The following is a 23,954-nucleotide window of genomic DNA, read 5'->3' as shown; positions in this document are numbered from 1 at the left end:
TTTTCAGCCTTCGCTGGGTTGCAGGATGAACGAGAGCGGCCCGATCCGCGGGGATTGAGAGCCGAACTCGATCTCGTTCTCGATATGGCGCAAGTGGTGATCCACAAGCTCCTGGGCGCGGGCCTCGTCACGCGACGCGATGCTGTCGACGATATGCCGATGTTCGTCATCGGCGCAGAGACTGGCCTTGTTGGTCCCGTAAAGGCCGATGATGAGCGAGGTGCGCATGGTGAGTTCCGAGAGGTATTTTTCAAGCACCGTGTTCCGCCCGATCCGGGCCAGAAGCATGTGAAAGGCGCGCGATGCGCGGATCGCCTTGGGGCGGTCGTTTTCCCGACGCACCTCGTCTTCATGCGTCAGATGCGAGCGCAGGGCGGCAAGGTCGGCATCGTTTGCGCGGCGCACCACGTTGCGGATGATCGTGGACTCGATCGCGCGGCGCGCCTGGAAGATGTCGCGCGCCTCGTTCTCGGAGGGGGTCGAGACGAAGGCGCCGCGATTGGGGATCAGGTCGACCACCTGGTAGGCGCTGAGAGTGGCAAGGGCGCGGCGCACATGGGCACGGTTACAGGAGAATAGATCGCTGAGCGCCTGTTCGCCCAGCTTGGTCCCGGCGCGCAGCCGCTGATCCGAGATCGCGTCGAGCACATGTTCGACGATCATGCTTTCCTGTGTTTCGGACATGGAACTCTCCACAAGATGGTTACCGTTGAAGCCTACAGGTTTCTTCACCCAGATCGACATAAAATAATTGTTTGTTTATTTTGTTAACAATATATACTGAGGCCGTCTGAAAAGGAAGGGCCAAAGCGGAGCCCGCGGACAGGCATGACAGGGAGCGACAATCATGACGCAGGGCGATCGAGCAGAGATGAACCGCTACCCGAGGGACATGCGCGGTCACGGCCCCACGCCGCCCGATCCGCAATGGCCGGGGGACGCCAGGATCGCTTTGCAATTCGTCGTAAACTATGAAGAGGGCGGCGAGAATTGCGTGCTGCACGGCGATCCGGCCTCCGAAGCGTTTCTTTCGGACATTCCCGGTGCCGCGCCGTGGCCGGGGCAGCGCCACTGGAACATGGAATCGATTTATGATTACGGCGCGCGGGCCGGGTTCTGGCGGCTGCACCGCCTGTTCACCGAGGCGGGAATCGCACCAACGGTCTATGGGGTCGCCACGGCGCTGGCGCGCAGCCCCGAACAGGTGGCGGCCATGAAGGCATCGGGCTGGGAGATCGCGAGCCACGGGCTGAAATGGATCGAGCACAAGGACATGCAAGAGGCCGAGGAACGCGCCGCCATCGCCGAGGCCGTGCGCCTGCATGAAGAGGTCGTCGGCGAGCGGCCGCGCGGCTGGTATACGGGGCGTTGCAGCGTCAACACCGTGCGGCTGGTCGCCGAAGAGGGCGGGTTTGACTATGTGTCGGATTGCTATGACGACGATCTGCCTTACTGGCGGGCCTTCGGGCAGCGCGACCAGCTGATGATCCCCTACACGCTGGAGGCCAATGACATGCGTTTCGCTGCCTCGCCCGGCTGGGTGACGGGGGGCGATTTCGAGGCGTATCTGACGGATGCGTTCGACACGCTTTATGCCGAGGGGCAGGCGGGTGCGCCGAAGATGATGACGGTGGGCCTGCATTGCCGCCTGATCGGGCGACCCGGCAAGATCGCGGGGCTGAAGCGGTTCCTTGAGCATGTGCAGCGGCACGAGCGCGTCTGGTGTCCGCGCCGGATCGACATCGCGCAGCATTGGGCGCGTGTGCATCCGCCTGCGCGCGCCGAGCGCCCCAGTGCGATGTCGCGCGAGCGGTTTGTGGCGGTTTTTGCGCCGGTGCTGGGTCCGGCGGCGTGGCTGGCCGAGAGGGCCTGGGCGCTGGAGCTCGGCCCGGCGCATGACAGCGCGGTGGGACTGCACAACGCCTTTTGCCGGGCCTTCCGGCGGGCCGGACCCGAGGCGCGCTCGGCGCTGGCTGCGGACAGCGCAGGGGGGCTGTCGGCCGATGCCGCCTGCGACGGGTTCGAGCAGGCGCTGCTTGAGCGGCTGAAGGAGGTGCTGCCATGACCGGCGCGCTTCTGGCGGAGCCGCTGACGGCGGCAGCATTCCGGTCCTTTGGCGACGTGATCGAAGCCGGGGGCGCGCCTGACATGCTGATAAACGAGGGTCTTTGCGGCAGGTTTCATGACCGCGCGCGGCTGGATTTCACCGATGGGCGGGCGGGTCTCAGCCTGTTCGATGCCGAGGCGCGCAGCTGGCCTTGCCGCATAGACATGATGGAGCGTCATCCGCTGGGCAGCCAGACCTTCGTGCCGCTGAACGGCGTGGCCATGCTGGTCACGGTTGCCCCGGACGAGGGTGGCCGCCCCGGTGCGCCGCGCGCCTTTCTGAGCGGTCCGGGTCAGGTGGTGAACCTGCTGCGCGCAACCTGGCACGGTGTGCTGGCGCCGATGGGTGCGCGCGGGCATTATGCGGTGATCGACAGGATCGGTCCCGGTGAAAACCTTGAGGAATACCGGTTCAAGACCCCCCTTTACGTGGAAGGACCCCAGCCATGAGCAAGCGCAGCTATCACGCCCCCGAAGGTGGCCTGCCGCCGCAAAGCCAGCTTCTGAGCGGGCGCGCCGTCTTTACCGAGGCCTATGCGGTCATTCCGGGTGGCACCATGACCGATATCGTCGCCAGCCTTCTGCCGTTCTGGGAAAAGGCGCGGTTCTGGGTGCTGGCCCGGCCCTTGTCGGGTTTTGCCGAGACCTTCTCGCAGTATATCGCCGAGCTTCAGCCGGGTGGCGGCAGCGATCATCCCGACAGCGCGCCGGGGGTCGAGGCGGCGCTGTTCGTCATGGAGGGCAAGCTGGCGCTGACCATCGACGGGGTCGATCATGACATGCAGCCGGGCGGGTTTGCCTATATCCCTCCCGATGCGCAATGGAAGGCGAGGAACACCGGCAGCGGGCCGGTTCGGTTTCACTGGATCCGCAAGGCGTATCAGGCGGTCGACGGGATCACCCCGCCCGAGGCACTGGTCACCAACGAGACTCTCGTGGAACCCACCCCGATGCCGGGTACCGAGGGGCGCTGGAGCACGACGCGTTTCGTTGATCCCGACGACATGCGCCATGACATGCATGTGACCATCGTCACCTTCGAGCCTGGCGCGGTCATTCCCTTTGCCGAGACTCATGTCATGGAACACGGGCTCTACGTGCTGGAGGGCAAGGGCGTGTATCGGCTCAACCAGGATTGGGTTGAGGTCGAGGCCGGTGATTTCATGTGGCTGCGCGCGTTCTGCCCGCAGGCCTGTTATGCTGGCGGGCCGGGGCCGTTCCGCTACCTGCTATACAAGGACGTGAACCGGCACATGCCGCTTTGCCCTTGGTCTGCGCGGCGCTGAGCGTTCAGGCGCCGCGGGGTGGCGGTGTCGTTTGTCGACACCGATCCCTGGTCACCGACGGGCATGACATGAACGTCGAGGCATCGGCATTGGCAGAAATAATCAGTGCCGGATGGCGCTGACGAGGGATTCGAGAAACTGCTGCGTATGTGCCGGATCGAGCCACCGCATCACGGCAATGATCTCATCATCCGGGTTGATCCACAGGCAATTTCCACCCGCGCCCAAGGCGCTGAACGCAGTTGACGGAAGCGCGGGATTGGCATCGCGCCCCTTGTTGAGCCAACAGAGGAAGCCGTATTTATCAAGTGTCGGCGTCGGCTCGAGCGATCGCTTCATCCAGTCTTCCGGCAGGATCTGCTTGCCGTCCCAGGCGCCATTGCTGCTGATGAACAGGCCGAATCTCGCGTGGTCATTCGCGCTGATGAACATTCCGCCGCCCCAATGGCCTCCGCCCGTGACCGACTGAACGCGCTGTTCGCCCAGATCGATCCACGAGGTCGAATAGCCTTCCCACCGCCAGCTGTCAGAGGCGCCGATGGGGTCCATGATCCGAGCGCGCAGGACCTCCGGCAAGGGGCGGCCAAAGCGACAGAGCAAGGCGTAGGCCAGCGCGTTCACGCGCACGTCGTTATATTCATAATAGCTGCCGGGTGGTCCGAGCTCTCGCAACTGTCCCTTGCGGCTGTTGTCCGCACCGACACCGATCTGGCGGTAATGGTCGACCTGATCGTCCTTTCCGAAAATCTCGCCACGCCATTCGCTGTTCATCTGAAGCATGTGGCGCCAGGTAATCCCCGCATTGTGGGAACCTGAGAAATACGGCCCTTCCACAGTGCGGGCGACCGGTGCGTCCAGGTCCGGGATCAACCCGTCTTTCACGGCCAGTCCCGCGAGAACCGACAGATAGCTCTTGGCAATCGAGAAGGTCATGTCGGGGCGCTCGGGATCGCCCCATTCGGCCACCCTCTGCCCCCGGTGCAGGACGACGCCCGCGGGGCCGCCGCGTTCTGCGACAGGGCCGACGATCTCGGTCCAGGGGCCGGTTTCGTTCCACTCGACATTCCCGACATAGGCGCCATCGGGATAATACATGCTGCGGGGCCACTGCGTTTCGTGGGTCAAGGCAAAGTCGACAACGGCCTCAAGGGCAGTGGTGGCAGCGTAGGAGGTCATGGTCGGGGCCTTATGATGGCTGGTTTTCCTGCATGGGCGCAGTCTCCATAGACGTGCCGTGTTGTAAACCTGAATTCCGACCCCGGCGCCTGGAGCGCCGGGGCCGGGTGGATTGGCCGGTAAGGGTTCGCTGATCGAACCCGTTCGTTTCAGGCGACTGCGGGGCGGTCACGCAACGCCGAAAGAGCGTCTGCGGCGATCTCGAAGGAGCGGATGCGCGCATCGTGATCGTGGATCATTCCGGTGACCATCAGCTCATCGGGTCGGAACCTGTCGATCAACGCGCCGAGCTGCTTTTGCACGATGGCGGGCGAGCCGGTGGCCGAGCACGAGAGGGCCTGCCTGACCTGCGCCATGACCGGTGCCGGGATCTCCTGCTCCAGATCGTGTGTGGGCGGCGGCAGCTTGCCGGGCCGTCCTGTTCTGAGCCGGGCGAAGGCGAGGATCTGCGATGAGCGCAGGAACTCCGCCTCGGCATCGCTATCGGCAGCACAGACGCCCGCCGCGATCATTACATGTGGTTCCTTCAATCCTGCGGACGGCTGGAAGGTGCTGCGATAGACATCGAGTGCCTGTTCCAGCATGGCGGGGGCGAAATGGGAGGCGAAGGCGTAGGGCAGGCCAAGATAGGCCGCCAGTTGCGCGCCATAGAGGCTGGAGCCCAGGATCCAGACCGGAACATGGGTGCCGGTGCCGGGAATGGCGCGCACGGGCGCTGTATCGGATGCGTCGCCGAGATAGCCGATCAGTTCCTGAACATCCTGGGGAAAGCTGTCTTCGGGCGCCATGTGGCGGCGCAGGGCGCGGGCGGTGGCCATATCCGTGCCGGGCGCGCGGCCAAGGCCAAGGTCGATCCGGTCCGGGTAGAGCGTGGCGAGCGTGCCGAATTGCTCGGCAACGACCAGCGGCGCGTGGTTGGGCAGCATGATGCCGCCTGCGCCAACCCGCATGGTTGAGGTCGCGCCGGCGACATGACCGATCACCACGGAGGTCGCCGCGCTGGCGATCCCCGGCATGTTGTGATGTTCCGCCAGCCAATAGCGGTGATAGCCGGACCGTTCGGCGGCGCGGGCCAGATCGACCGTGCGCGCCAGGGCGTCGGCGGCGGTCCCGCCCTCTGGAATGGGTGATAGGTCGAGAAGGGAAAAATGCTGCATGAAGGCCTCCGTTGGAGAACAGCTAATCATCGCGCGCACTCAAGCCAAGGCCCGGCGGGTACCCGTTGTGCAGTCAGGCGTCAGAGAACGACATTGACCCCGGCCTGACGGAAGGCGGCGATATGTTCATCATGGGCCGTGCGGTTGGTGACGAGCGTGTCGACGGTCTCGGCCTCCCAGGATTGCACGCGGCTTGTTTCGCCTAGCTTGCTCTGGTCCGCGAGGATGACGGAGCGCGGCGCCTGCTGTGCCATGGCTATGGCGATCTCGGCCTCCTCGAGGTCATAGAAGAACGCCCCGTTGAGCGGATGCACCGCGACCGGCGCGGAGAAGCAGAGATCGACGCGGAAGCGACGGATCTCAGCCAGCGTGAGTTCGCCCACGGTGGCGGGGACGTCGGCGGCCATCCTGCCGCCGAGCAGCAACACCTGCTTGCCCGCCCCCTGAAGGGTTGTCGCGATGTCGAGCGAATTGGTGATGACCGATACGCCTGACAGTTTCGCGAGTTCCCTTGCGAAGATCGCTGTGGTCGTGCCCGCATCCACCATGATCGTCTGTCCGGGCTGGATCAGCCTGACCGCCTTGCGTGCGATCTCGGATTTGGCGCGCAGCTGCGCTGTCATGCGTTGGCGGAACGGTTCTTCCGAACGGGGTTCGGGCAGGACGGCGCCGCCGTGGACCCGGTTGACCTGCCCGGTTTCGGCGAGGTCCAGGAGGTCGCGGCGGACGGTTTCCCGCGAAACGTTCAGCATCTCGGCGAGGTCGTTCGCGCTGACCTGGTGGTTGGCGGCCAGCATGGACAGGATCCGCTGGTGACGTTCCTTCGCCCACATCAGGCGGTCCCTTTCGTCCGGTTGCGCCTGCCGATCAGCGCCAGGGTGGCCTTCATGCCAAGCAGGGCCGCGCAGACCACAGCCATGACGCAGGTGGAAAAGGCCGCCGCCTGGGATGTCAGACCGGCGTCGTCGAGGCGCATGATCGTCACGGCGGCGACGCTGAGGTCGGGCGTTGTCAGGAAGACCACAGCCGACAAGGTCACCATGGAGCGCATGAAGAGGAAGAAGAAGACCGAGACAAGCATCGGCGCGATGAAGGGCGCAACGATATCGGTGGCCGTGCGCCGCAGGCCGGCGCCAAGGCTGCCTGCGGCCTCCTCAAGCGCCTGCGGAAGCTGGCGGAAGCCGGTCATCAGCGTGAGAAAGCTCTGGGTGTGATAGTGATAGAAGTTGATGATCGCGATCAGCGTGGCGGTGCCATAGAGAAGGTAAAGCGGTGTCGCCGTCGAATTGAAGGTCAGGATATAGGCGAGGCCCAGCACCATTCCGGGCACTGCGGCGGGCATGGCGGCCAGAAGCTGGATCGGCTGGGCCACGGTTCCCGGCAGGCGCCGCAGCCCGAGACCCAGCAGAAACACGGCCAGCGTGCCGCCTGTCGCGGCCATGACGGAGATCACGATCGTCATTCTGAGCGATGAATAGCCACCCGCCAGGGTGATATCGTAATGCTTGGTGGACAGCGCCATGTTGTAGGGCCAGAGGGTCACGAAGCTGGCATAGACCACGATGCCGATCACCGCGACGATCCCTGCGCAGATCAGCAGGGCGAGTGACGCCATGAGCGTGTCGCGCAGCGGTGCGAAGTGCGGACGGAAGGGCACCTGCCCGGTGGCTTGCCCGGATCGCTGCCGCTTCATCGCCTGTCGCTCGATCGCATAGGAAATTACTGTGGGCAGAAGCAGCATGATCCCCACCACGGCGCCCATGTTGAAATTGCGTTGGCCGACCACCTGCGAGTAGATTTCGGTCGCCAGGACCGAATAGTCGCCGCCGATCACCGCCGCATTGCCGAAGTCTGTGATCGTGATGGTGAAGCAGACAAAGGCCGCGTTCAGGATCCCGAAGCGCGCCGCGGGCAGGGTCAGGTCGCGGAACTGGCGCGCGGGCGAGGCGCCCATCACGTCCGCGGCCTCGTAGATCCGTGCGTCCAGCAGCACCAGCGCCGCGCCGATGATCATCACCGCCTGTGGCAGGGCGTAAAGCGTGTTCGCGATCAACAGACCCCAGAAGCCGTAGATCTCGATTTCGACGCCGAGCGCGCGGCTGATGACGCCATTGCGCCCCAGCAGGAAGATCAGCCCGAGCGCCTGCACGAGCGAGGGTGCAAGCAGCGGCAGGACGATCACCGCGCGGATGATCCACTTGCCGGGGAATGCGCAGCGATAGAGCCCGTGCGCGATGATGAAGCCCAGGAAGACACTGAGCAGTGTCGTGGCGCCGCCCATGACGAGCGAATGCCAGGTCGCGCGCCAGAATCCGACAGAGCCGAGAACCTGCGTGTAGTTCCCAAGCCCGTAGCCGTCATCGACCGTCACCGAACGCAGGAACACGATCAGCATCGGGTAAAGGAAGAACAGCACGAGCCCGAGCAGCGGAAGCCCGACGCATGCCAGTGTCAGCAGCCGGTCTGAATCGAACTGCTTGCGCGATGGTGCGACGGCCTGTTCCGTCGTGCTCATGCCGTTTCCTTCGCGGGTTGCGGCGCCATGTCGTCAGCCACCCAGATGCAGGCCTCAGGCGCGATATCAAGGGTCACGCTGTCGCCTTCGCGGCAGGGGTTCGCGCCATGGGTCTCGACCACAAGCGGGCCTGCCGGGCTATCCACCTCGAGGCGCCGAAGGTTGCCGAGGAAACTGATGCTGCGCACCGTGGCGTTGCCGTTCGGGTCGGGGATCATGCCGATCTGCTCGGGCCGGATACAGGCGATATGCGTGTCCTGCGCCGTTGCGGGGCGCGTCGCCATCAGGCCGGGAAATGCGCGCTGGACCGCGTCGGCAGGCAGGAGGTTGCTGATCCCCATGAACTGCGCGACGAAACGTGTTTGCGGGCGGTGATAGAGATCTTCGGGTGTGCCGGCCTGCACCACGATCCCGTGGTTCATGCAGATGATCTTGTCGGCGAGGGCCAGTGCCTCTTCCTGGTCATGCGTGACCATCAGGGTTGGTATGCCAAGCGAGCGCTGAACGTGGCGGATTTCGCCGCGCAGTTCGGCCCGGACCTTGGCATCGAGAGCGGAAAGCGGTTCATCGAGCAGCAGGACGCGCGGATCGACGGCGATGGCGCGCGCAAGCGCAATGCGCTGTTGCTGGCCACCGGAAAGCTGGCCGGGGAAATTGTCGGCCACGCGTGGCAGTTTGACCAGTTCCAGCAATTCGTTCACGCGCCGGGATATCTCAGAGCGGCTTGCGCCGCGGATCTTCAGCCCGTAGCCGATGTTCTCGGCCACCGTCATGTTGGGAAAGAGCGAGTAGGACTGAAATACGATCCCGAAGCCGCGCTTGCGCGCAGGAAGGTCCGACAGTGCCTCGCCCTCGAGCAGGATATCGCCGCCATCGAGTTCGGTCAGCCCGGCGATCAGGCGCAGGAGCGTTGTCTTACCACAGCCTGACGGCCCCAGCAGGCATACGAATTCACCCTGTTCGATATCGATCGAAACACTGTCGAGCGCGGTGAAGTTTCCGTAGATCTTGGTGGCGTTGTGGACGGTCAGATACATGGCGCTTCATTCTTCTTTCGTAAGGGCGCGGGCCTCATGTTGAGGCCCGCGCACCGGCTGGGCGGAGTGTGCCCTCAAGCCGTGATCAGCGACCCAGCTTTTCCTTCCAGGTTGCTTTGACCGCGGTCTGGTTCTGGGCGGCCTCGACAAAGTCGATATCGGCAAGAACAGTCGAGATATCCGCCGGAAGCCCGGCCTTCTCTGCTGCCTCCGAGGCATCGACGCCCGGAATGGTGATCAATGACTTGTACTGCTGGTAAAGGCCGATGGCCTCGTCCGACATCGTCCAGTCAAGGAACGCCTTTGCCGCGTCCTTGTTGTCGGAGCTGGCCATCAGGCCTGAGGCTTCGAGCTCGTAGCCGACGCCGCCTTCGGGAAAGACCATGGCCAGCGGATACCCTTCGCTGATGGATTGCATCGCGGTCAAAGCCACAGAGACCCCGACAGTGTATTCGCCGACGCGCGCCGATTTGCAGGGTTTGGAACCGGACGACGTATATTGCGCCATGTTGGGGTCGATGGCTTCGAGCTGCGCCCAGCCGGCCTCTTCTCCCATGCTTTGCAGCACGGCGTTCACATGCAGGTAGCCGGTGCCGGAGGAGTTCGGATCGGGCATCAGGATCTCGTCCTTGAAGGCCGGATTCTCGAGATCCTTCCAGCTTTTCGGCATCGGCAGGCCCTTTTCCTCCAGTCGTGCCGTGTTGACGCAGAAGGCGCCCATGTAGCCGATCGGTGCGAACCACTTGCCGTCATCCGCACGGAATTTGGCCGGCAGCACATCGACGCCCTTTGCCTCGTAAGGTTCCAGCATCTCGAGGATCTGGGGGTCCATCATCGCGCTGACGGCCCATCCCCAGATCACGTCGGCCTGCGGATTGCCCGCCTCGGCCAGGATGCGCGCGCCCAGCTTGCCGGTGGACAGGCGCAAGACGTTGATCTCGGTGTCGGGCATCGCCTTCTGCGCGGCCTCGATATAAGCCGCGATCTCTTCTTCCTCGAGTGCGGTGTAGAGCGTGAGCTCGTCAGCGGAGGCCGCAGCCCCCAGGCCCAGGGCGATCATCGATGCCGTGGTGATCTTTGTGAAGGTGGTCATTCTCGAATCTCCTTGTCGGTTCAGAATTCTGGCTCCCGGGCTTTTCCGGGGCGGTGCGAGTCCTTGCCCGGACCCGTTCTCATTGCCGCGCCTGTCGAAACAGGTGTGGGGATATTTGTGTAGTCTTGCACTTTTGTGCGTTTTGTCTACGATTAATTTCAATCGCGGGTCTGCTTGGCCTGCAAGACCCCGCAAATGAGGAAATTTCATGCATAGCTCCACGATGTCACCCGACAGGGAGAAGCTGGCGCGTTTCGCCGATACGCTGGCAGATGTGACGGACGCGATGGCGATGACATATTTCCGCAAGCCCCTGGACGTGGAACGAAAGGCCGACCTTTCGCCTGTCACCCAGGCCGATCGCGCCATCGAGGCATTGATGCGCGAGAGGATCGCCGAACGTTTTCCGGCGCATGGCATCCTGGGGGAGGAGCATGAGAACACGCGGCTCGATGCGGCTCATGTCTGGGTGCTCGATCCGATCGACGGCACCAAGAGTTTCGTTTCGGGGATGCCGACCTTCGGAACGCTGATCGCCTGCCTGTCCGACGGGGTGCCGGAACTTGGGGTGATCTCGATACCGCCGACGGGTGAACGCTGGGTGGGGCTGCGCGGCGGGGGGGCAGCCCTGAATGGGAAGGTCTGCAAGACGAGCGGCGTGACCCGTCTGGCCGATGCGACGCTATACACGACGACCCCGGACATGTTCGACGAGACGGGATCGGCACGGTTCGAGGCGCTGTCGAAAAAGGTCGGGATGCGTCGTTTCGGCGGTGACTGCTATGCCTATGGTTTGCTGGCGTCGGGGCATGTCGACCTGGTCCTGGAGATGAACCTTCAGCCCTATGATTACATGGCGCTGGTTGCGGTGGTCGAAGGCGCCGGTGGGGTTATCACCGACTGGAACGGCAAGGCGCTGGGGCTGCAATCAGATGGCCGTGTCATTGCCGCGGCCAGTGCGGCGCTCCATGCCGAGGCGTTGGAGGTGATGGCCTGACCGAGGCGGTCGCCGCGCTTGCGATCCCGATCAGGTGGGCTGGAGACATCAGCCGCAGGCGAGGCGCAGGGCGGTGACGCGTTCCGCGTTGTCACGGGCTATGGTGCCATCGGCATGCAGGAGCGAATTTTCGAACCCGACACGCAGCTTGCCGCCGCAGCGGTGCGCTTCGATCAGACATGCGGTTTCGCCGCGTCCGAAGGCGCAGACCGCCCAGTCGGGGGCGAGGTCCATCGCCTTCATGCGATCGAGGAACGGCAGGAGATCGGCGGGCGCGCTGTTCTGGTCGTGGCTGTATCGGCCCAGAACGAAGATCAATTGCAGGCTGGGGTCGCGCAGCAGCGCGTCGGGCAGCAGGCGGGCCAGCAGGTCGAAATCCGCAGGATCATAAAGGATGTGCTGCACCGCGATCCCGCGTGCGGCACAATCGGCGTAGAAGTCGGTTGCGGTGGCATCGGGCGTGTCCTGAACCATCTCGCGCAGGGCAGCCGAAACCATGCCGGCGCCGGATTCGAGCGCGACCAGCCGTTGATGCGGGGCGCTGTAGAGGCCGACGGCTTCGGTGGTGATCTGAACCGCCATGTGCGGGACGGCGCTGCCCAGTTCGGCCAGGGCCTCGCGGTAAAGCCCCGCGTCAAGCACATGACGGCCCGCCGCGTCGCGCAGATGCAGGTGCAGCCCGTCGGCGCCGGCATCTGCGCAGGCGCGCGCGGTCGCGACGATTTCGGGTAGCGTGACCGGCAGGGCTGGGTGATCGGACTTGCTGCGCCGTGCCCCGTTGGGGGCGACCATGAGGCTCGGAAGTCCGGTCATGGCAGCGCCGCCGCGATGGCATCAGAGAGCTTGTCCACGAGTTCGCCGATCTGGTCTTCGGTCAGGATGAAGGGGGGGGCGAGCAGGATGTGGTCTCCCTGGCGTCCGTCGATCGTGCCGCCCATCGGATAGCACATCAGGCCCGCCTCCATAGCTGCGGCCTTGACCTTCTTGTGCAGTTTGAGGGCAGGATCGAACGGCGTTTTGCCGTCTCTGTCGCGGACCAGTTCGAGGCCGAGAAAGAGCCCCTTTCCCCTGATATCGCCGATATGCGGATGCTGACCGAAGCGGTCTTGCAGCCCCGCCTTAAGCCTTTCGCCGGTGGCGATGACCTGAGGCAGGGTCTGGCCGTCTGTCAGTCGCGTCAGCACCGCCCCCGCGGCGGCCATGGCCATCGGGTGGCCGATATAGGTGTGCCCGTGCTGGAAGAAGCCAGTGCCTTTCTCGATCGCCGCGTAGATCGCGGCCGAGCACAGCATGGCGCCGACCGGCTGATACCCGGCGCCGAGCCCCTTGGCGATGGTGGCGATATCGGGAACGATCCCGTCCTGTTCACAGGCGAAGAGCGTGCCGGTGCGGCCCATGCCGCACATTACCTCGTCAAGGATCAGCAGGATGCCGTATCGGTCGCAGATCTCGCGGATGCGCCTGAAATATCCGGGGACGGCAGGCACCGCGCCAAGCGTGGCGCCGACAACGGGTTCGGCGACGAAGCCGATCACCGTTTCGGGGCCGAGGCGAAGGATCTCGGCCTCCAGTTCATCGGCGACGCGCTGGCCGTAGGCCTCTTGGGATTCGCCGTCCTCGCGGCCGCGATATTCGTAGCAGGGCGCGATGTGGCTGGTGTCGATCATCAGCGGCGCGAAGGGTTCGCGCCGCCAGGCATTGCCGCCCGTGGACAGCGCGCCGAGCGTGTTGCCATGATAACTTTGGCGGCGCGCGATGAAGCGGGTGCGCTGGGGCTCGCCGCGTTCGAGGAAGTATTGCCGTGCCAGTTTGAGCGCCGCCTCGACCGCTTCGGAGCCGCCGGAAACGGGATAGACCCGGTCAAGTCCGTCCGGCGCGTGGGCCGCCAGCAGGTTGGCCAGTGATTCGGCGGCTTCGGTGGTGAAGAAGCCGGTATGCGCGAAGGGCAGTTTATCGAGCTGCGCGCGGATCGCGTCCCTGATCTCCTCGTCAGAGTGACCAAGGCAGGAAACGGCTGCGCCGCCACAGGCGTCGAGGTAGCGTTTGCCATTGCGGTCAATGATGTAGCATCCGTCGCCCGTGTCGGCCCAAGGCAGATCAGCGTTGCAGGTGCGGTGAAAAAGGGCGGACATGAGGGGCTCCTCTGGATGGCAGACCATATCGCGGCGCAATACGAGATTTGCATTTCACGGATGGATGTGCAAATAAATTTGCATCGCTAACACATAAAGCGCGATATATTTGCACTCAAGCCAACCGGGAGCTACCATGAACAGACTTCTCAACCTTGCCGCCACGGCGGCCCTTGCCCTTGGCGCATCCATTGCCAATGCCGACGAGATCGTCGTGGCGACGGACACCGCCTTTGTGCCGTTCGAGTTCAAGCAGGACGGTGAATATACCGGCTTCGATATCGACATGTGGAACGCCATCGCCGAGGAACTGGAGCTGGAATACGAGCTGCGCCCGATGGATTTCTCGGGCATCATTCCGGCGCTCCAGACCGGGCAGATCGACGTGGCACTGGCCGGGATCACCATCAAGCCCGAGCGCGAGGAGGTCATCGACTTCTCTGACGGCTATTACGACAGCGGCTTTCGCCTGATGGTGCCCGCCGACAGCGACATCGCGACGTGGGACGATCTGGCGGGCAAGACCCTTGCGGTGAAAACGGGCACATCGGCGTCGGACTGGGCGGAAGAGAACCTGCCCGACACCGAGCTGCGCAAGTTCCCCAATATCGACAATGCGTATCTGGAACTGCGCACGGGGCGCGTGGACGCCGCCATGCATGACACGCCCAACGTGCTTTATTACATCGCGACTGCCGGTGGCGGGGACGTCAAGGCCGTGGGCGACCAGCAGATGGCGCACCAGTACGGCATCGGCTTTCCCAAGGGCAGCGAACTGGTCGGCCCCGTGAACGAGGCGCTGGCCAAGATGCGCGAAGACGGTCGCTATGACGCGATCTATTCCAAGTGGTTCGGCGAAAACAACTGAGCCGGACGCGGGCCGGGCCGAGCAGCGCCCGGCCCACCCATTCCTTAAACTGACACCCAATTACGGAGGCCTTCCATGGAAACGGACTGGTCCGTCATCGTCGAATTCATCCCGCAGTTGCTGGAGGGTGCGAAGACGACGATTTACATCACCATGGTCGGCCTGATCGGCGGCCTGGTCCTTGGCACATTGGCCGGGCTGATGCGCGCCTATGGCGGGCGTATCCTGAACGCGGTTGCATTCACCTATGTCGAGATCATTCGCGGCACGCCCATCGTGGTGCAGGTTATGTTCCTGTATTTCGCGTTGCCGGTTCTGGCGGACCTGCGGATCGATCCGATGAGCGCGGCGATTCTGGCCATCGTGGTCAATGCCGGCGCCTATATCGCGGAAATCGTGCGCGGTGCGTTCCTGTCGATCAGCAAGGGGCTGACCGAAGCCGGGTTGGCGATCGGCCTGCCGCATTGGAAGGTCCTCGTCTATATCGTCGGGCCGTTGGCCTTTCGCCGTCTGATACCGCCGTTGGGCAACCAGTTCATCGTCAGTCTAAAGGATACCTCGCTGTTCATCGTGATCGGCGTGGGCGAACTGACCCGCACGGGGCAGGAAATCATGGCCTCGAACTTTCGCGCGGTCGAGATCTGGACCGCCGTGGCGATCATCTACCTGATCATGACCGGCACATTGAGCCTGATCCTGCGCACCATCGAAAAACGCATGAGGATCCTATGAGCATCATCGAATTCAAGAACACGTCGAAGCATTTCGGCCCGCTGAAGGTTCTCGATGGCGTGGACCTGTCGATTGAAACAGGCGAGGTCGTCGTTCTTGTGGGGCCGTCCGGATCGGGGAAATCCACATTGCTGCGGTGCATCAACGGCCTCGAGACGATCACGAGCGGTGATCTTGTCGTGGATGGTCTGAGCGTGACCGGCGGGAAGCGGCAGCTGCGCGAAATCCGGCAGGAAGCGGGCATGGTCTTTCAGCAGTTCAACCTTTTCCCGCAGCTGACCGCGCTGGAGAACGTGGCCTTCGGCCCCTCCAAGGTGCGTGGTCTGAGCCGGGAAAAGGCGCGGGAGGCGGCGCTGGACCTTCTGGAGAAGGTGGGGCTGCGCGAAAAGGCGGACCATTACCCCGCCGAGCTTTCGGGCGGCCAGCAGCAGCGCGTGGCGATCGCGCGCGCCCTTGCGGTAAAGCCCAAGGTCATGCTGTTCGACGAGCCGACATCGGCGCTGGACCCCGAACTCAAGCAGGAAGTGCTGAACGTCATGCGGGCGCTGGCCGAGGAGGGCATGACCATGGTCGTCGTGACCCACGAGATGGGCTTTGCCAAGCAGGTGGGCACGCGGCTGATCTTCATGGAGCACGGGCATATCGCCGTCGATGGCGACCCGCGCGAAGTGATCGACTCGCCGCCCAATGACCGGATGAAGGATTTTCTTCAGCATGTCTGAGATAGCGATATCCGAACTGGGCAGCGTCGTCGCGAAAGGCACGCCACGCCAGATCGGGCGCGCGCTGGGCGAAGCGGGGCGCGACGCGGTGCGGGATGTCCTGCTGCACGCCGATTACTGGCATGCCGTGACGGATCGCGCCCATGCGGGTGCGGTTCAGGTCATGGCGGACAGCCTGCGGGATGTTCTTCCCGCCGTCTGGGAGGAGTTGCAGGGCCTGGCGGAGGGGCTTGAACTGCCGCTCGAGCATGTCGTGGCATGGAACTGCCGCGGCGACCTCATGTCCAATGTTCCCGATGGCTGCACTACGGTCCAGATCCCTGGCGATATCCCGGTGGTCGGGCATAACGAGGATGGCTTGCCGGGGTTTCGCGGGCATGCCTTTGTCGCGCGGCTGACACCGGACGATGGCCCGGGGCTGATGTCGTTCTGCTATCCCGGATCTTTGCCCGGCCATACCTTCGGAACCAACGCTGCGGGGCTGGTGCAGGCTGTCAACAACCTGCGGCTGCACAATGTGAGCGCGCAGATCCCGCGGATCGGGCTGGGGCGCAGGGTGCTTGCCTGCCAGTCGCTGGACGAGGCGCTGGCCATACTGGAGCGGCACAATGCGAGCGGGGGGTTTCACATGACGCTGGCGCAAGCAGGCGATCAACGGGTGATGAGCGTGGAGTTCGGTGCCGGGGCCTGTTCCGCCCGGATGATCGAGGGACCGAGCGTGCACGCCAATCATGCGCTTCACCTGGAGTGTGCGGAGGCGGGTCAGAACATCACCGAATCCTCGCAGGACCGCCAGGCGCGCGGCATGCACATGCTGGCCGAGGGCAACATGAATCCGCTGGCGATCCTGCGTGACGCATCGGGGCCGGGTCTGCCGATCCACAGGTGCCAGCCGGATGATCCGGACAACGAGAATACGCTTGCCACGGCGGTGTTCCACGTAGGACGATCCGAAGTGGAATGGAGTATCTATGACCAGAACTCGGACCGACCGGTCTTTACAAGCCACTGACGCTGCCGCTGGCGAAGCGGGCGCGCCACCACAAGACGTGCAGGAACTGCGCGACCTGATGCTGCGGATCGCGCGCGGGGAGTCGCATCTTTCGCTGGGCCCCAAGGCGCAGAAGGCGCTGGCAGAGATCCTGAACCTGCGCGGCGATCCGGCGCTGTTGTCGATCACCGCCCTGGCAGAGAAGCTGTCGGTGAACCCGTCCACGCTGACCCGGCTGGCGCGCAACCTGGGCTATCCGGGTTTCGGCGCCTTCCAGCAGGTGTTGCTGGATGCGTCGATGTCCGCGCCCGGAGACTTCTACACGAGGCAGGCGCAGACCGCGCTGGCGGGCGAAGATGCGACTGGCATGGGCGGGATTGCGCGGCTCTGCCGCGAGAACCAGGCGAATATCGAGCGCTTCCTTGAAAGCTGCGATATCGATCAGTTCCACGCGGCGACCGACCTGATCACGTCCGCGCCGCGCGTGATGGTGCATGGGATCCGTCAGTTTCACGCCTTTGCCACCTTCCTGGTCTATGGTCTGCGGATGATCCGGTCGGATGTGCATTTGCTGGATTCCAACAATCTCGGTGTGGCGGAAGGGCTTGCTTCGATGAGCCATGAGGATGTGCTGATTTCGGCGAGCTGCGCGCCCTATTCGGCGCAGGTCGCGGCGACTGCGCGCGCCGCTGCCGAGCGCGACATCAAGATCGTCGCGGTAACCGACAGCGCAAGTTCGGCCCTGGCGGCCGTGTCGCGGGCCGCGATCCTTGTGCCGCATCAGACGAGCTTCCTGTCGAACTCCCTGACCACCTTCATCCTGGCCGCAGAATGCCTCATCAACGGCTGCGGGGCTGTCAGGCCGGAGCAAACCAAACAGGCTCTTTCGGCGCGCGATGAAATGATCAAGAGGCTCGATATCGAGATATCTTGATCTGCCCGTGAATCCTGCCGGTGGCGTCGTGCGGGCGGGATCTCGGCTTTTGCGGTGATTTGCGGGCGGCGGGTGGAACCTGTGGCGGGCCTTGCGCGTTGAACGGGTCTGAACCTGTTGGAGGCGCAGATGTCTGTTGAACCGCGCCGCGTCGATGTGGCGGTGCTGGGAGCCGGGACGGCCGGCCTGGCCGCGGAGCGCCATGCCCGCCGAAACGGGGCGCGCACGCTGCTGATCGATCCGGATTTCGCGGGCACGACCTGTGCCACCGTGGGCTGTATGCCATCAAAGCTGCTGATCGCAGCTGCCGAGGCGGCAGATGGGGTGCGGCGTGCGGGTGAGTTCGGAATTTCCGCTGAACCGCATGTCGATGGGCGCGCCTGCGCCGCCTGCGCGATGATTTCGCCCAAGGCGTTCGGGAGGATATCGCAGCGCTGCCCGACGGCACCTGCATCCGGGCCTGTGCCCGTTTCGAGGCGCCCGGTGTTCTGGCGCTGAACAATGGCGAACGGGTCGAGGCGCGCAGCGTGGTGCTTGCCACCGGCGCCCGCTCGGCGCTGCCTGCACCATATGAGGCGGTTGCGGAACATGTCCTGACCAATGCGACGATTTTCGAGCTGGAGGCGCTGCCCGACACGCTGGGTGTCATAGGGGCGGGGCGTTTGGGGTTGGAAATGGCGCAGGCGATGCATCGGCTCGGAGTCCGGGTCGAACTGTTCGATGCCGGGAAGCGGCTTGCCGGTCTGCCCGAGGAGACCAGCGCGGCGCTTTTCGATAGCCTGACACAAGAGTTTCCCATGCATCTCGGATGCAAGCCCGACCCTGCGCCGCATGAAGACGGCGTCACCCTGCATTGGAGCGGCGGCGAGGCACGGTTCGACAAGATTCTGCTGGCCGCAGGAAGGCCCCCCAATCTGGAGTCGCTGGCGCTGGAGAATGCCGGGCTGGAACTGGATGATCACGGCACCCCGCATTTCGACCCGGCGACAATGCAATGCGGCGATGCGCCGGTGTTCATCGCGGGCGATGCCAATCATCACCGTCCGCTTCTGCACGAAGCATCACAGGAAGGCACGATTGCGGGGCGCAATGCCAGTGCCTATCCCGATCTGCGCCGCGCTGCGCGCAAGGTGCCGCTCAGCATCGCCTTTACGCATCCGGCGGCAGCGGTAGTCGGCATGGTTCCCGAGCGGGGTGACAGCGCGCATGTGACGGGGCAGGTTGATTACGCGGATCAGGGGCGCGCGGTAGTGATGGGGCAGGCGCATGGCATTGCGCGCCTTCACGCAGGCGCCAGCGACGGAAGGCTGGTCGGCGCATCGCTTTGCGCGCCGGGGGGCGAGCATCTGGCGCATCTGCTGGCGTGGCTGATCCAGAAAGACGTGACCGCAAGCGAGGCGCTGGACCTGCCCTTTTATCACCCGACGCTCGAAGAGGGGCTGAAGACCGCACTCCAGCAGATCTGCGAGAGATGCGGGGAGCCGAGGCCCTGGCAGCGCGATGACGATTCACTGCCGGGGTCGGGGCGAGGGGGATCGGACGCGTGAAGTCCGCAGCCGGGCTGGCTGCTTGCGCAGGCGATGTCAGTAGTTCGCCGGAGGATCGCTGGCCGGGAAGGTCTGATCGTTCTCCTCGTCGACCTCGTCCCATGTCCTCGGCGGGTCGTCCATCTGATTGGGGCCGGCTGGACGAACCGTCTTGTGGTGTCGCACCGGGTCGGGTCGCTGAGGCGGGAGTTCCTCGGGCAGATGGCCCGGTTGCTTGGTGTTCAAGTCGCTTTCGGTATTGGCATTCACGTCAACGCGGTGGCGCCCGGCGGGGTCGATCTGCTGGGCGGTCTGGTTGATGACATTTCCCTGTCGGCGTTGAACGTCGGTTGGGATGGTCGGGGTGGTCTTTGTCGCATCCGTCATGGTGTTTCCTCTCATTGGTCGTTGCCGGGGAAGACCTGCGCCGCAGCCGTCCCCGAATGCAGGTCGGATCTCTCCATGATCGCCGCCGCTTCGCCGATGGTCTGATTGGGTGTGACGCCGATCGGATGAAGGGTCATTATTCCTGAAATCTGCATCTCGTTCCTCGTGTGGTCTGTTATTCGCCTTCGTATACGAAACGCGAGCGAAGGACCGAGGTTCCTGCAGCGCGCGGGCATGTGCATCATCCTGCTGGAACATTTCCGGCACGCGGCGGTTGTTTTCCAGAATGGAAAGGAGGTCTTCGATGAGCCCACCCGATACCGAACCGCAAAGAGACAAACGCCGTCACCGCGGGCCGTTGATCATGATGGCGCTTGTCGTGGCTTTCGGGGTCGGAATCATCCTTTACTGGATTGTCGAGGAAGCGAGCATGGCGCCCGGCCCTGAAGGTGGCGAGGAAGAAAGGCCAGCTGCGGATATTACCGAAGGCGACGTGAACGCGCCCGACGCTGCGCAGACCGAGACAGTTGCGCCAAGCGATGGCGAGGTCGAGATCGAGGCCGAGTGATGGCATGCGTGCGCGTCGAAGGGCAATTCCGCTCGGCAACGTGAGGTGGTCCGATGAGGTCGCTTGACGCATATGAAAAGAAGCGCGATTTCGAGGCCACGCCCGAGCCGCGCGCAGAGCTGGTCGAGGCGGGCGGTGACCGCCTGTCATTCGTCGTGCAAAAACACGATGCCAGCAGCATGCATTATGATTTCCGGCTCGAATGGGGCGGTGTTCTGTTGTCATGGGCGGTGACAAAGGGGCCGTCCGCCGATCCTTCGCAAAAGCGCCTCGCGGTCCGCACAGAGGATCACCCCGTGGCATATGGGACCTTCGAGGGAACGATCCCGGAGGACGAATATGGCGGCGGGACCGTGATGCTGTGGGACAGCGGTTGGTGGGAGCCGCTGCATGATCCCGAGGAGGGGTTGAAAGACGGAAAGCTGCACCTGCGCCTGCATGGAGCGCGCATGAAGGGTGGCTGGGCGCTGGTCCGGATGGAGGACGAGCGCGACGAGAAGAACGAGAACTGGCTGCTGATCAAGGAACGCGATGATTTTGCTCGTGACGGTGCGGAGGTATTGACTGAGTCTCACAAGACAAGCGTGACGACCGGACGGACGATGCGGGAAATCACAGAGGGGAAGGCCCCAGCGCTCCCCAGCCACAACAAGCCGCGGCCCCGGTTCCGCAAGGTGCAGCTTGCCACGCTCAAGGATGCGCCGCCCGAGGGCAAGGACTGGCAACACGAGGCCAAGTTCGACGGCTATCGCTGCGTGATCGCGCTGGGCAAGGGCGGCGTGCGGCTTTATTCGCGCAACGGCAAGGATTGGTCCGACAGGTTCGGTGCGCTCTGCGAACCAGCCGCAGCGCTTGACTGTGATTCCGCGCTGATCGACGGCGAAGTGATCGCCGGGCGCGGAGGCGGCGATTTCTCGACATTGCAAAAGGCGCTGAAGAGCGGCGATGCGCTGACCTTCCATGCCTTCGATTGCATGGTTCTGGATGGTGAGGACCTGACCGGAAAACCGCTTTCGGCGCGGCGCAAGGCGCTGCAGGAACTCTTCGGTGGCCTGCCGCCGCGCGGTCCGCTGCGACTGAGCCCGATCATCGAGGGCGAGGGTGCCGACGCGCTGGCGGCGATGTGCGACGCGGGCGGCGAGGGGATCGTCTCGAAGCGCCGCGATGCGCCCTATCGCGGCGGGCGCAGCAAGGCCTGGATCAAGTCCAAGTGCATTCGCCGGGCCGAGTTCGTGATCGCGGGCTGGTCGCCCTCTACCAAGCGGGGGCGGCCCTTCGCTTCGTTGCTCCTTGGCAGCTATGAGAGCGGCGCGCTGGTCTTTCGCGGTCGCGTCGGCACGGGCTTTGACGAGGACGATTTCAAGGAGCTGGAACCGGCGCTCGCATCGCTTGCCCAACGTTCCGCCCCCTTTGACGGCGCATTGCCGACCGAGGGGCAGGACGCGAACTGGGTAACGCCGAAGCTGGTGGTCGAAGCCGAGTATACTGAATTCACCCGCGAGGGCCGCATCAGACACGGTGTCTACAAAGGCCTGCGTGAGGACAAGGAGGCCAGAGAGGTGAGTGCCAAAGCGGAAGCTGAAACAGAGGGCGATGACGAGCGCGCGATCGGCGGGGTCCGGGTGTCCAGTGTCGGGCGCGTCGTCTATCCTGAGGCCGGTCTGACCAAGGGCGAGGTGGCCGGGCATTACGCCAAGGTGGGCAAGCGGATGCTGACCCATGCTGCCGACCGCCCGCTGTCGCTGTTGCGCTGTCCGGATGGGATTTCGGGCGAGTGCTTTTTCCAGAAACACGCGGGCAAGGGGTTTCCCGATACGGTGAAGACCATGCCGATCGAGGAAAAGGACGGTGAGCGGGAAGACTATATGTATGTCTCAACGCCCGAGGGGCTGATCGGCGCCGCGCAGATGGGAACGCTGGAATTTCATATCTGGGGTGCGGCGCGCGACCGGATCGAGCGGCCCGACCGCATGGTGTTCGATCTCGATCCAGACGAGGAGTTGGATTTCAAACGGGTCAAGGCGGCCGCGCAACAGGTCCGCGAGGGGCTGACGGCCTGCGGCCTGCAATCGGTGCCGATGGTGACCGGCGGCAAGGGGGTGCATGTGATCGCGCCGCTGCGCAGGATTTCTGGCTGGGATACGGTCAAGTACTTTGCCCGGACCTTCGCCGAGACCCTGGCGGATCGCGATCCTGACGCCTTGACCGCGACCATGTCGAAGTCGAAGCGCAAGGGGCGGGTGTTCATCGACTGGCTGCGCAATGAACGCGGTGCCACCGCCATTGCGCCCTATTCGCTTCGCGCGCGTCCCGGCGCGGCTGTCGCGGTTCCGGTCTCGTGGGACGAACTTGACGATCTGGAGCGGCCGGACGGGTTTCATCCGCAGGACATGAAAGATCGTCTCTCGCGCCGCTGCCCGTTGCTTGCGCCAGAGGCGCGCGGGATCGGTAAAGGCGTTCTCGAGGCGCTGGAGGATTGGTCGAAGGGCTGAGGCGACGGCCCAGCCACCGGGACGGATGGGCGCCCGCGATGCCCGTCGGGTCGTCGCGCGCGATTGTTTCGTCGATGGTGGCGAGTGGACTGCACGGCGGCTGGTCCCAAGGCATGGGCCTACGCGTTGAAACCGTTGGTTCGGCAGCGCAGCAAGAAGGATGCGTCGCGTTTGCGCGACCGGATCAGATCAGTGCGCGTTCGCGGCTGATCATCGCCGCATGTGCCCGGTTGCGTGCGCCCAGCTTCTTGCAGATCGAGCGCATGTGCATCTTGACGGTCACTTCGTTGGCGTTCATGTCGCGGGCGATTTCCTTGTTGGTCAGCCCGTCGGCAGCGAGCCGAAGAACGAACAGCTCAGCCGCGCGTCGCGTCGATGAAATTCTGCGCATCCAGAAGATCATCGAACACCGCGTCTGGGCGCTTGTCGCAAACCACGCTGTCTTCGGGTGAAAGTGCGGGAATGCGTAGCGATGCCTTGGCGCCGCTTTCCTTGAACTTGGTGTGGTCGACGGCCATGATCGTGCTGGCCGAGACCTCCATCATCGCCTGGGCGATGTCGACCTCGCATTGATCGAAGGCCAGAAAGCCGCGCGCGGGATGCACCGAGGAGGCCGACAGGATCGCGTAATCGACCGACGCGCTTGCGATCACGTCAAAGGCATTGCGGTCGAACGCGGCGCCGTCGTGATTGCGCAGCTGCGTGCCCGCCATGAACACGCGGTTCCCTTCGATCATGGCAAGCTTGCTGGCGATGAAGGCGGAGTTCGTGACGACGGTCAGGTTCCGGCGGCTCTCAAGGGCCTGCGCCACGAAGGCAGAGGTCGAGCCGGTGTCGATGGTCAGTGAATCGCCGTCCCGGATCAGCCCCGCGACGCTGTTGGCGATAGCGGCCTTGGCGGCGCGGTTCTCGTGCATCCGCGCCAGAAAGGGCGGGTCCATCACGCTTTGGGTGCTGACCAGTGCGCCATGGACCTTGCGCAGCTCGCCGCGTTCCACCAGCGGCTTGACGATACGGCGAATGGTCTGGTCCGACACATCCAGAATCTGCGCCAGTTCCGAGACCGAAACCGTGCCGCGCAGGTTCACCGTGCTGAGAATATCGTGTTCGTATTTCGACATATCATCTTCAGTTTAGGTGGTTTTCTGAAGGAAGTTGAGCGGAAATTGGCGATTTAAATCAACAATAATCAAACCAATGCGACAAAAAGTGTTGATTTATGTTGAAATTGGCGC

At 63.9% G+C, this 23,954-nt stretch carries 26 protein-coding genes; 13 read left to right on the top strand and 13 right to left on the bottom strand.

Annotation, left to right across the window (positions count from 1 at the left end):
- Nucleotides 1-3 precede the first annotated feature (3 nt).
- Nucleotides 4-684 (bottom strand): GntR family transcriptional regulator, encoded by a 681-nt coding sequence (locus ROH8110_RS16710; protein WP_085819068.1) that lies wholly within the window; start codon nt 682-684, stop codon nt 4-6.
- A gap of 187 nt (nt 685-871) precedes the next feature.
- On the opposite strand from ROH8110_RS16710, the gene puuE reads away from it, so the two are divergent.
- Genes puuE through ROH8110_RS16695 form a run of 3 tightly spaced genes read left to right on the top strand, consistent with a single transcriptional unit; the run spans nt 872 to nt 3,392 of the window.
- The gene (puuE, locus tag ROH8110_RS16705) at nt 872-2,065 is read left to right on the top strand and encodes an allantoinase PuuE (protein ID WP_085818879.1); all 1,194 of its coding nucleotides are present in this window, start codon (nt 872-874) and stop codon (nt 2,063-2,065) included.
- Nucleotides 2,062-2,556, top strand: coding sequence for an ureidoglycolate lyase (locus ROH8110_RS16700; protein ID WP_085818878.1), 495 nt, complete (start codon nt 2,062-2,064; stop codon nt 2,554-2,556). The genes puuE and ROH8110_RS16700 overlap by 4 nt, the downstream gene beginning before the upstream one ends.
- Entirely contained in the window at nt 2,553-3,392 is an 840-nt protein-coding gene (locus ROH8110_RS16695) for a bifunctional allantoicase/(S)-ureidoglycine aminohydrolase (protein WP_085818877.1), read from the top strand. The genes ROH8110_RS16700 and ROH8110_RS16695 overlap by 4 nt, the downstream gene beginning before the upstream one ends.
- Nucleotides 3,393-3,494: 102 nt before the next feature.
- Here ROH8110_RS16695 and ROH8110_RS16690 read toward each other — a convergent pair whose 3' ends face one another.
- The 6 genes from ROH8110_RS16690 to ROH8110_RS16665 all read right to left on the bottom strand — a co-directional run bounded on the left by ROH8110_RS16690 (nt 3,495) and on the right by ROH8110_RS16665 (nt 10,370).
- Nucleotides 3,495-4,487, bottom strand: coding sequence for a serine hydrolase domain-containing protein (locus ROH8110_RS16690; RefSeq protein ID WP_217808221.1), 993 nt, complete (start codon nt 4,485-4,487; stop codon nt 3,495-3,497).
- Between the two features lie 230 nt (nt 4,488-4,717).
- Nucleotides 4,718-5,725, bottom strand: coding sequence for an LLM class flavin-dependent oxidoreductase (locus tag ROH8110_RS16685; protein ID WP_085818875.1), 1,008 nt, complete (start codon nt 5,723-5,725; stop codon nt 4,718-4,720).
- Nucleotides 5,726-5,805: 80 nt separating this feature from the next.
- Nucleotides 5,806-6,558 carry a DeoR/GlpR family DNA-binding transcription regulator gene (locus tag ROH8110_RS16680; protein WP_085818874.1) on the bottom strand — a complete coding sequence of 251 codons (753 nt, stop codon included), beginning with the start codon at nt 6,556-6,558 and terminating at the stop codon, nt 5,806-5,808.
- Nucleotides 6,558-8,240 carry an ABC transporter permease subunit gene (locus tag ROH8110_RS16675; RefSeq protein ID WP_085818873.1) on the bottom strand — a complete coding sequence of 561 codons (1,683 nt, stop codon included), beginning with the start codon at nt 8,238-8,240 and terminating at the stop codon, nt 6,558-6,560. Before ROH8110_RS16675 ends, ROH8110_RS16680 begins: the two co-directional genes overlap by 1 nt.
- The gene (locus ROH8110_RS16670) at nt 8,237-9,277 is read right to left on the bottom strand and encodes an ABC transporter ATP-binding protein (RefSeq protein ID WP_085818872.1); all 1,041 of its coding nucleotides are present in this window, start codon (nt 9,275-9,277) and stop codon (nt 8,237-8,239) included. Before ROH8110_RS16670 ends, ROH8110_RS16675 begins: the two co-directional genes overlap by 4 nt.
- An 85-nt stretch (nt 9,278-9,362) precedes the next feature.
- Nucleotides 9,363-10,370 (bottom strand): ABC transporter substrate-binding protein, encoded by a 1,008-nt coding sequence (locus ROH8110_RS16665; RefSeq protein WP_085818871.1) that lies wholly within the window; start codon nt 10,368-10,370, stop codon nt 9,363-9,365.
- Between the two features lie 208 nt (nt 10,371-10,578).
- Here ROH8110_RS16665 and hisN point away from each other — a divergent pair, with 208 nt between their 5' ends.
- On the top strand, nt 10,579-11,367 hold the full coding sequence (hisN, locus tag ROH8110_RS16660; RefSeq protein WP_085818870.1) for a histidinol-phosphatase: 789 nt from the start codon (nt 10,579-10,581) through the stop codon (nt 11,365-11,367).
- A 48-nt stretch (nt 11,368-11,415) separates the two neighbouring features.
- On the opposite strand, the gene ROH8110_RS16655 is transcribed toward hisN, so the two are convergent.
- Together ROH8110_RS16655 and ROH8110_RS16650 are read right to left on the bottom strand one after the other, a co-directional pair.
- Nucleotides 11,416-12,180 (bottom strand): beta-keto acid cleavage family enzyme, encoded by a 765-nt coding sequence (locus ROH8110_RS16655; protein WP_085818869.1) that lies wholly within the window; start codon nt 12,178-12,180, stop codon nt 11,416-11,418.
- On the bottom strand, nt 12,177-13,499 hold the full coding sequence (locus tag ROH8110_RS16650) for an aspartate aminotransferase family protein (protein WP_085818868.1): 1,323 nt from the start codon (nt 13,497-13,499) through the stop codon (nt 12,177-12,179). Before ROH8110_RS16650 ends, ROH8110_RS16655 begins: the two co-directional genes overlap by 4 nt.
- A gap of 136 nt (nt 13,500-13,635) precedes the next feature.
- Between ROH8110_RS16650 and glnH the strand changes: the two genes are divergently transcribed.
- From glnH to ROH8110_RS16620, 7 genes are all read left to right on the top strand, one after another.
- Entirely contained in the window at nt 13,636-14,367 is a 732-nt protein-coding gene (gene glnH, locus ROH8110_RS16645) for a glutamine ABC transporter substrate-binding protein GlnH (protein ID WP_085818867.1), read from the top strand.
- 75 nt (nt 14,368-14,442) lie between these two features.
- Nucleotides 14,443-15,099: a glutamine ABC transporter permease GlnP gene (gene glnP / locus ROH8110_RS16640; protein WP_085818866.1), complete on the top strand. Its 657-nt coding sequence runs from the start codon at nt 14,443-14,445 to the stop codon at nt 15,097-15,099.
- Nucleotides 15,096-15,821: a glutamine ABC transporter ATP-binding protein GlnQ gene (glnQ, locus tag ROH8110_RS16635; RefSeq protein ID WP_085818865.1), complete on the top strand. Its 726-nt coding sequence runs from the start codon at nt 15,096-15,098 to the stop codon at nt 15,819-15,821. Before glnP ends, glnQ begins: the two co-directional genes overlap by 4 nt.
- Nucleotides 15,814-16,833, top strand: a complete 1,020-nt coding sequence (locus ROH8110_RS16630; RefSeq protein ID WP_085818864.1) for a C45 family autoproteolytic acyltransferase/hydrolase — start codon at nt 15,814-15,816, stop codon at nt 16,831-16,833. Before glnQ ends, ROH8110_RS16630 begins: the two co-directional genes overlap by 8 nt.
- Complete coding sequence (locus ROH8110_RS16625) at nt 16,793-17,746, top strand: MurR/RpiR family transcriptional regulator (RefSeq protein WP_085818863.1); 954 nt, start codon at nt 16,793-16,795, stop codon at nt 17,744-17,746. Before ROH8110_RS16630 ends, ROH8110_RS16625 begins: the two co-directional genes overlap by 41 nt.
- A gap of 129 nt (nt 17,747-17,875) precedes the next feature.
- Nucleotides 17,876-18,244: an FAD-dependent oxidoreductase gene (locus tag ROH8110_RS18945; RefSeq protein WP_245962877.1), complete on the top strand. Its 369-nt coding sequence runs from the start codon at nt 17,876-17,878 to the stop codon at nt 18,242-18,244.
- A 29-nt stretch (nt 18,245-18,273) separates the two neighbouring features.
- Entirely contained in the window at nt 18,274-19,293 is a 1,020-nt protein-coding gene (locus ROH8110_RS16620) for an FAD-dependent oxidoreductase (protein ID WP_254903800.1), read from the top strand.
- A gap of 36 nt (nt 19,294-19,329) precedes the next feature.
- On the opposite strand, the gene ROH8110_RS16615 is transcribed toward ROH8110_RS16620, so the two are convergent.
- Nucleotides 19,330-19,659: a hypothetical protein gene (locus tag ROH8110_RS16615; RefSeq protein ID WP_085818862.1), complete on the bottom strand. Its 330-nt coding sequence runs from the start codon at nt 19,657-19,659 to the stop codon at nt 19,330-19,332.
- A gap of 11 nt (nt 19,660-19,670) precedes the next feature.
- A complete protein-coding gene (locus tag ROH8110_RS18940) occupies nt 19,671-19,796 on the bottom strand; it encodes a CBS domain-containing protein (protein WP_139837426.1) in 126 nt (41 codons plus the stop codon).
- A 167-nt stretch (nt 19,797-19,963) separates the two neighbouring features.
- Here ROH8110_RS18940 and ROH8110_RS16610 point away from each other — a divergent pair, with 167 nt between their 5' ends.
- Together ROH8110_RS16610 and ligD are read left to right on the top strand one after the other, a co-directional pair.
- Complete coding sequence (locus tag ROH8110_RS16610; RefSeq protein WP_085818861.1) at nt 19,964-20,227, top strand: hypothetical protein; 264 nt, start codon at nt 19,964-19,966, stop codon at nt 20,225-20,227.
- Nucleotides 20,228-20,280: 53 nt separating this feature from the next.
- On the top strand, nt 20,281-22,719 hold the full coding sequence (gene ligD / locus ROH8110_RS16605; protein ID WP_085818860.1) for a DNA ligase D: 2,439 nt from the start codon (nt 20,281-20,283) through the stop codon (nt 22,717-22,719).
- 184 nt (nt 22,720-22,903) lie between these two features.
- Here the strand turns inward: ligD and ROH8110_RS16600 are convergent, their stop codons facing one another.
- Together ROH8110_RS16600 and ROH8110_RS16595 are read right to left on the bottom strand one after the other, a co-directional pair.
- The gene (locus ROH8110_RS16600) at nt 22,904-23,110 is read right to left on the bottom strand and encodes a response regulator transcription factor (protein WP_245962879.1); all 207 of its coding nucleotides are present in this window, start codon (nt 23,108-23,110) and stop codon (nt 22,904-22,906) included.
- On the bottom strand, nt 23,076-23,840 hold the full coding sequence (locus ROH8110_RS16595; protein ID WP_085818859.1) for a DeoR/GlpR family DNA-binding transcription regulator: 765 nt from the start codon (nt 23,838-23,840) through the stop codon (nt 23,076-23,078). The genes ROH8110_RS16600 and ROH8110_RS16595 overlap by 35 nt, the downstream gene beginning before the upstream one ends.
- Nucleotides 23,841-23,954 lie beyond the last annotated feature (114 nt).

It is taken from the genome of Roseovarius halotolerans (assembly GCF_900172255.1).
Lineage (GTDB): Bacteria > Pseudomonadota > Alphaproteobacteria > Rhodobacterales > Rhodobacteraceae > Roseovarius > Roseovarius halotolerans.
The sequence above is the reverse complement of the archived record's forward strand: the minus strand, read 5'-3'. Positions and strand labels throughout refer to the sequence as shown.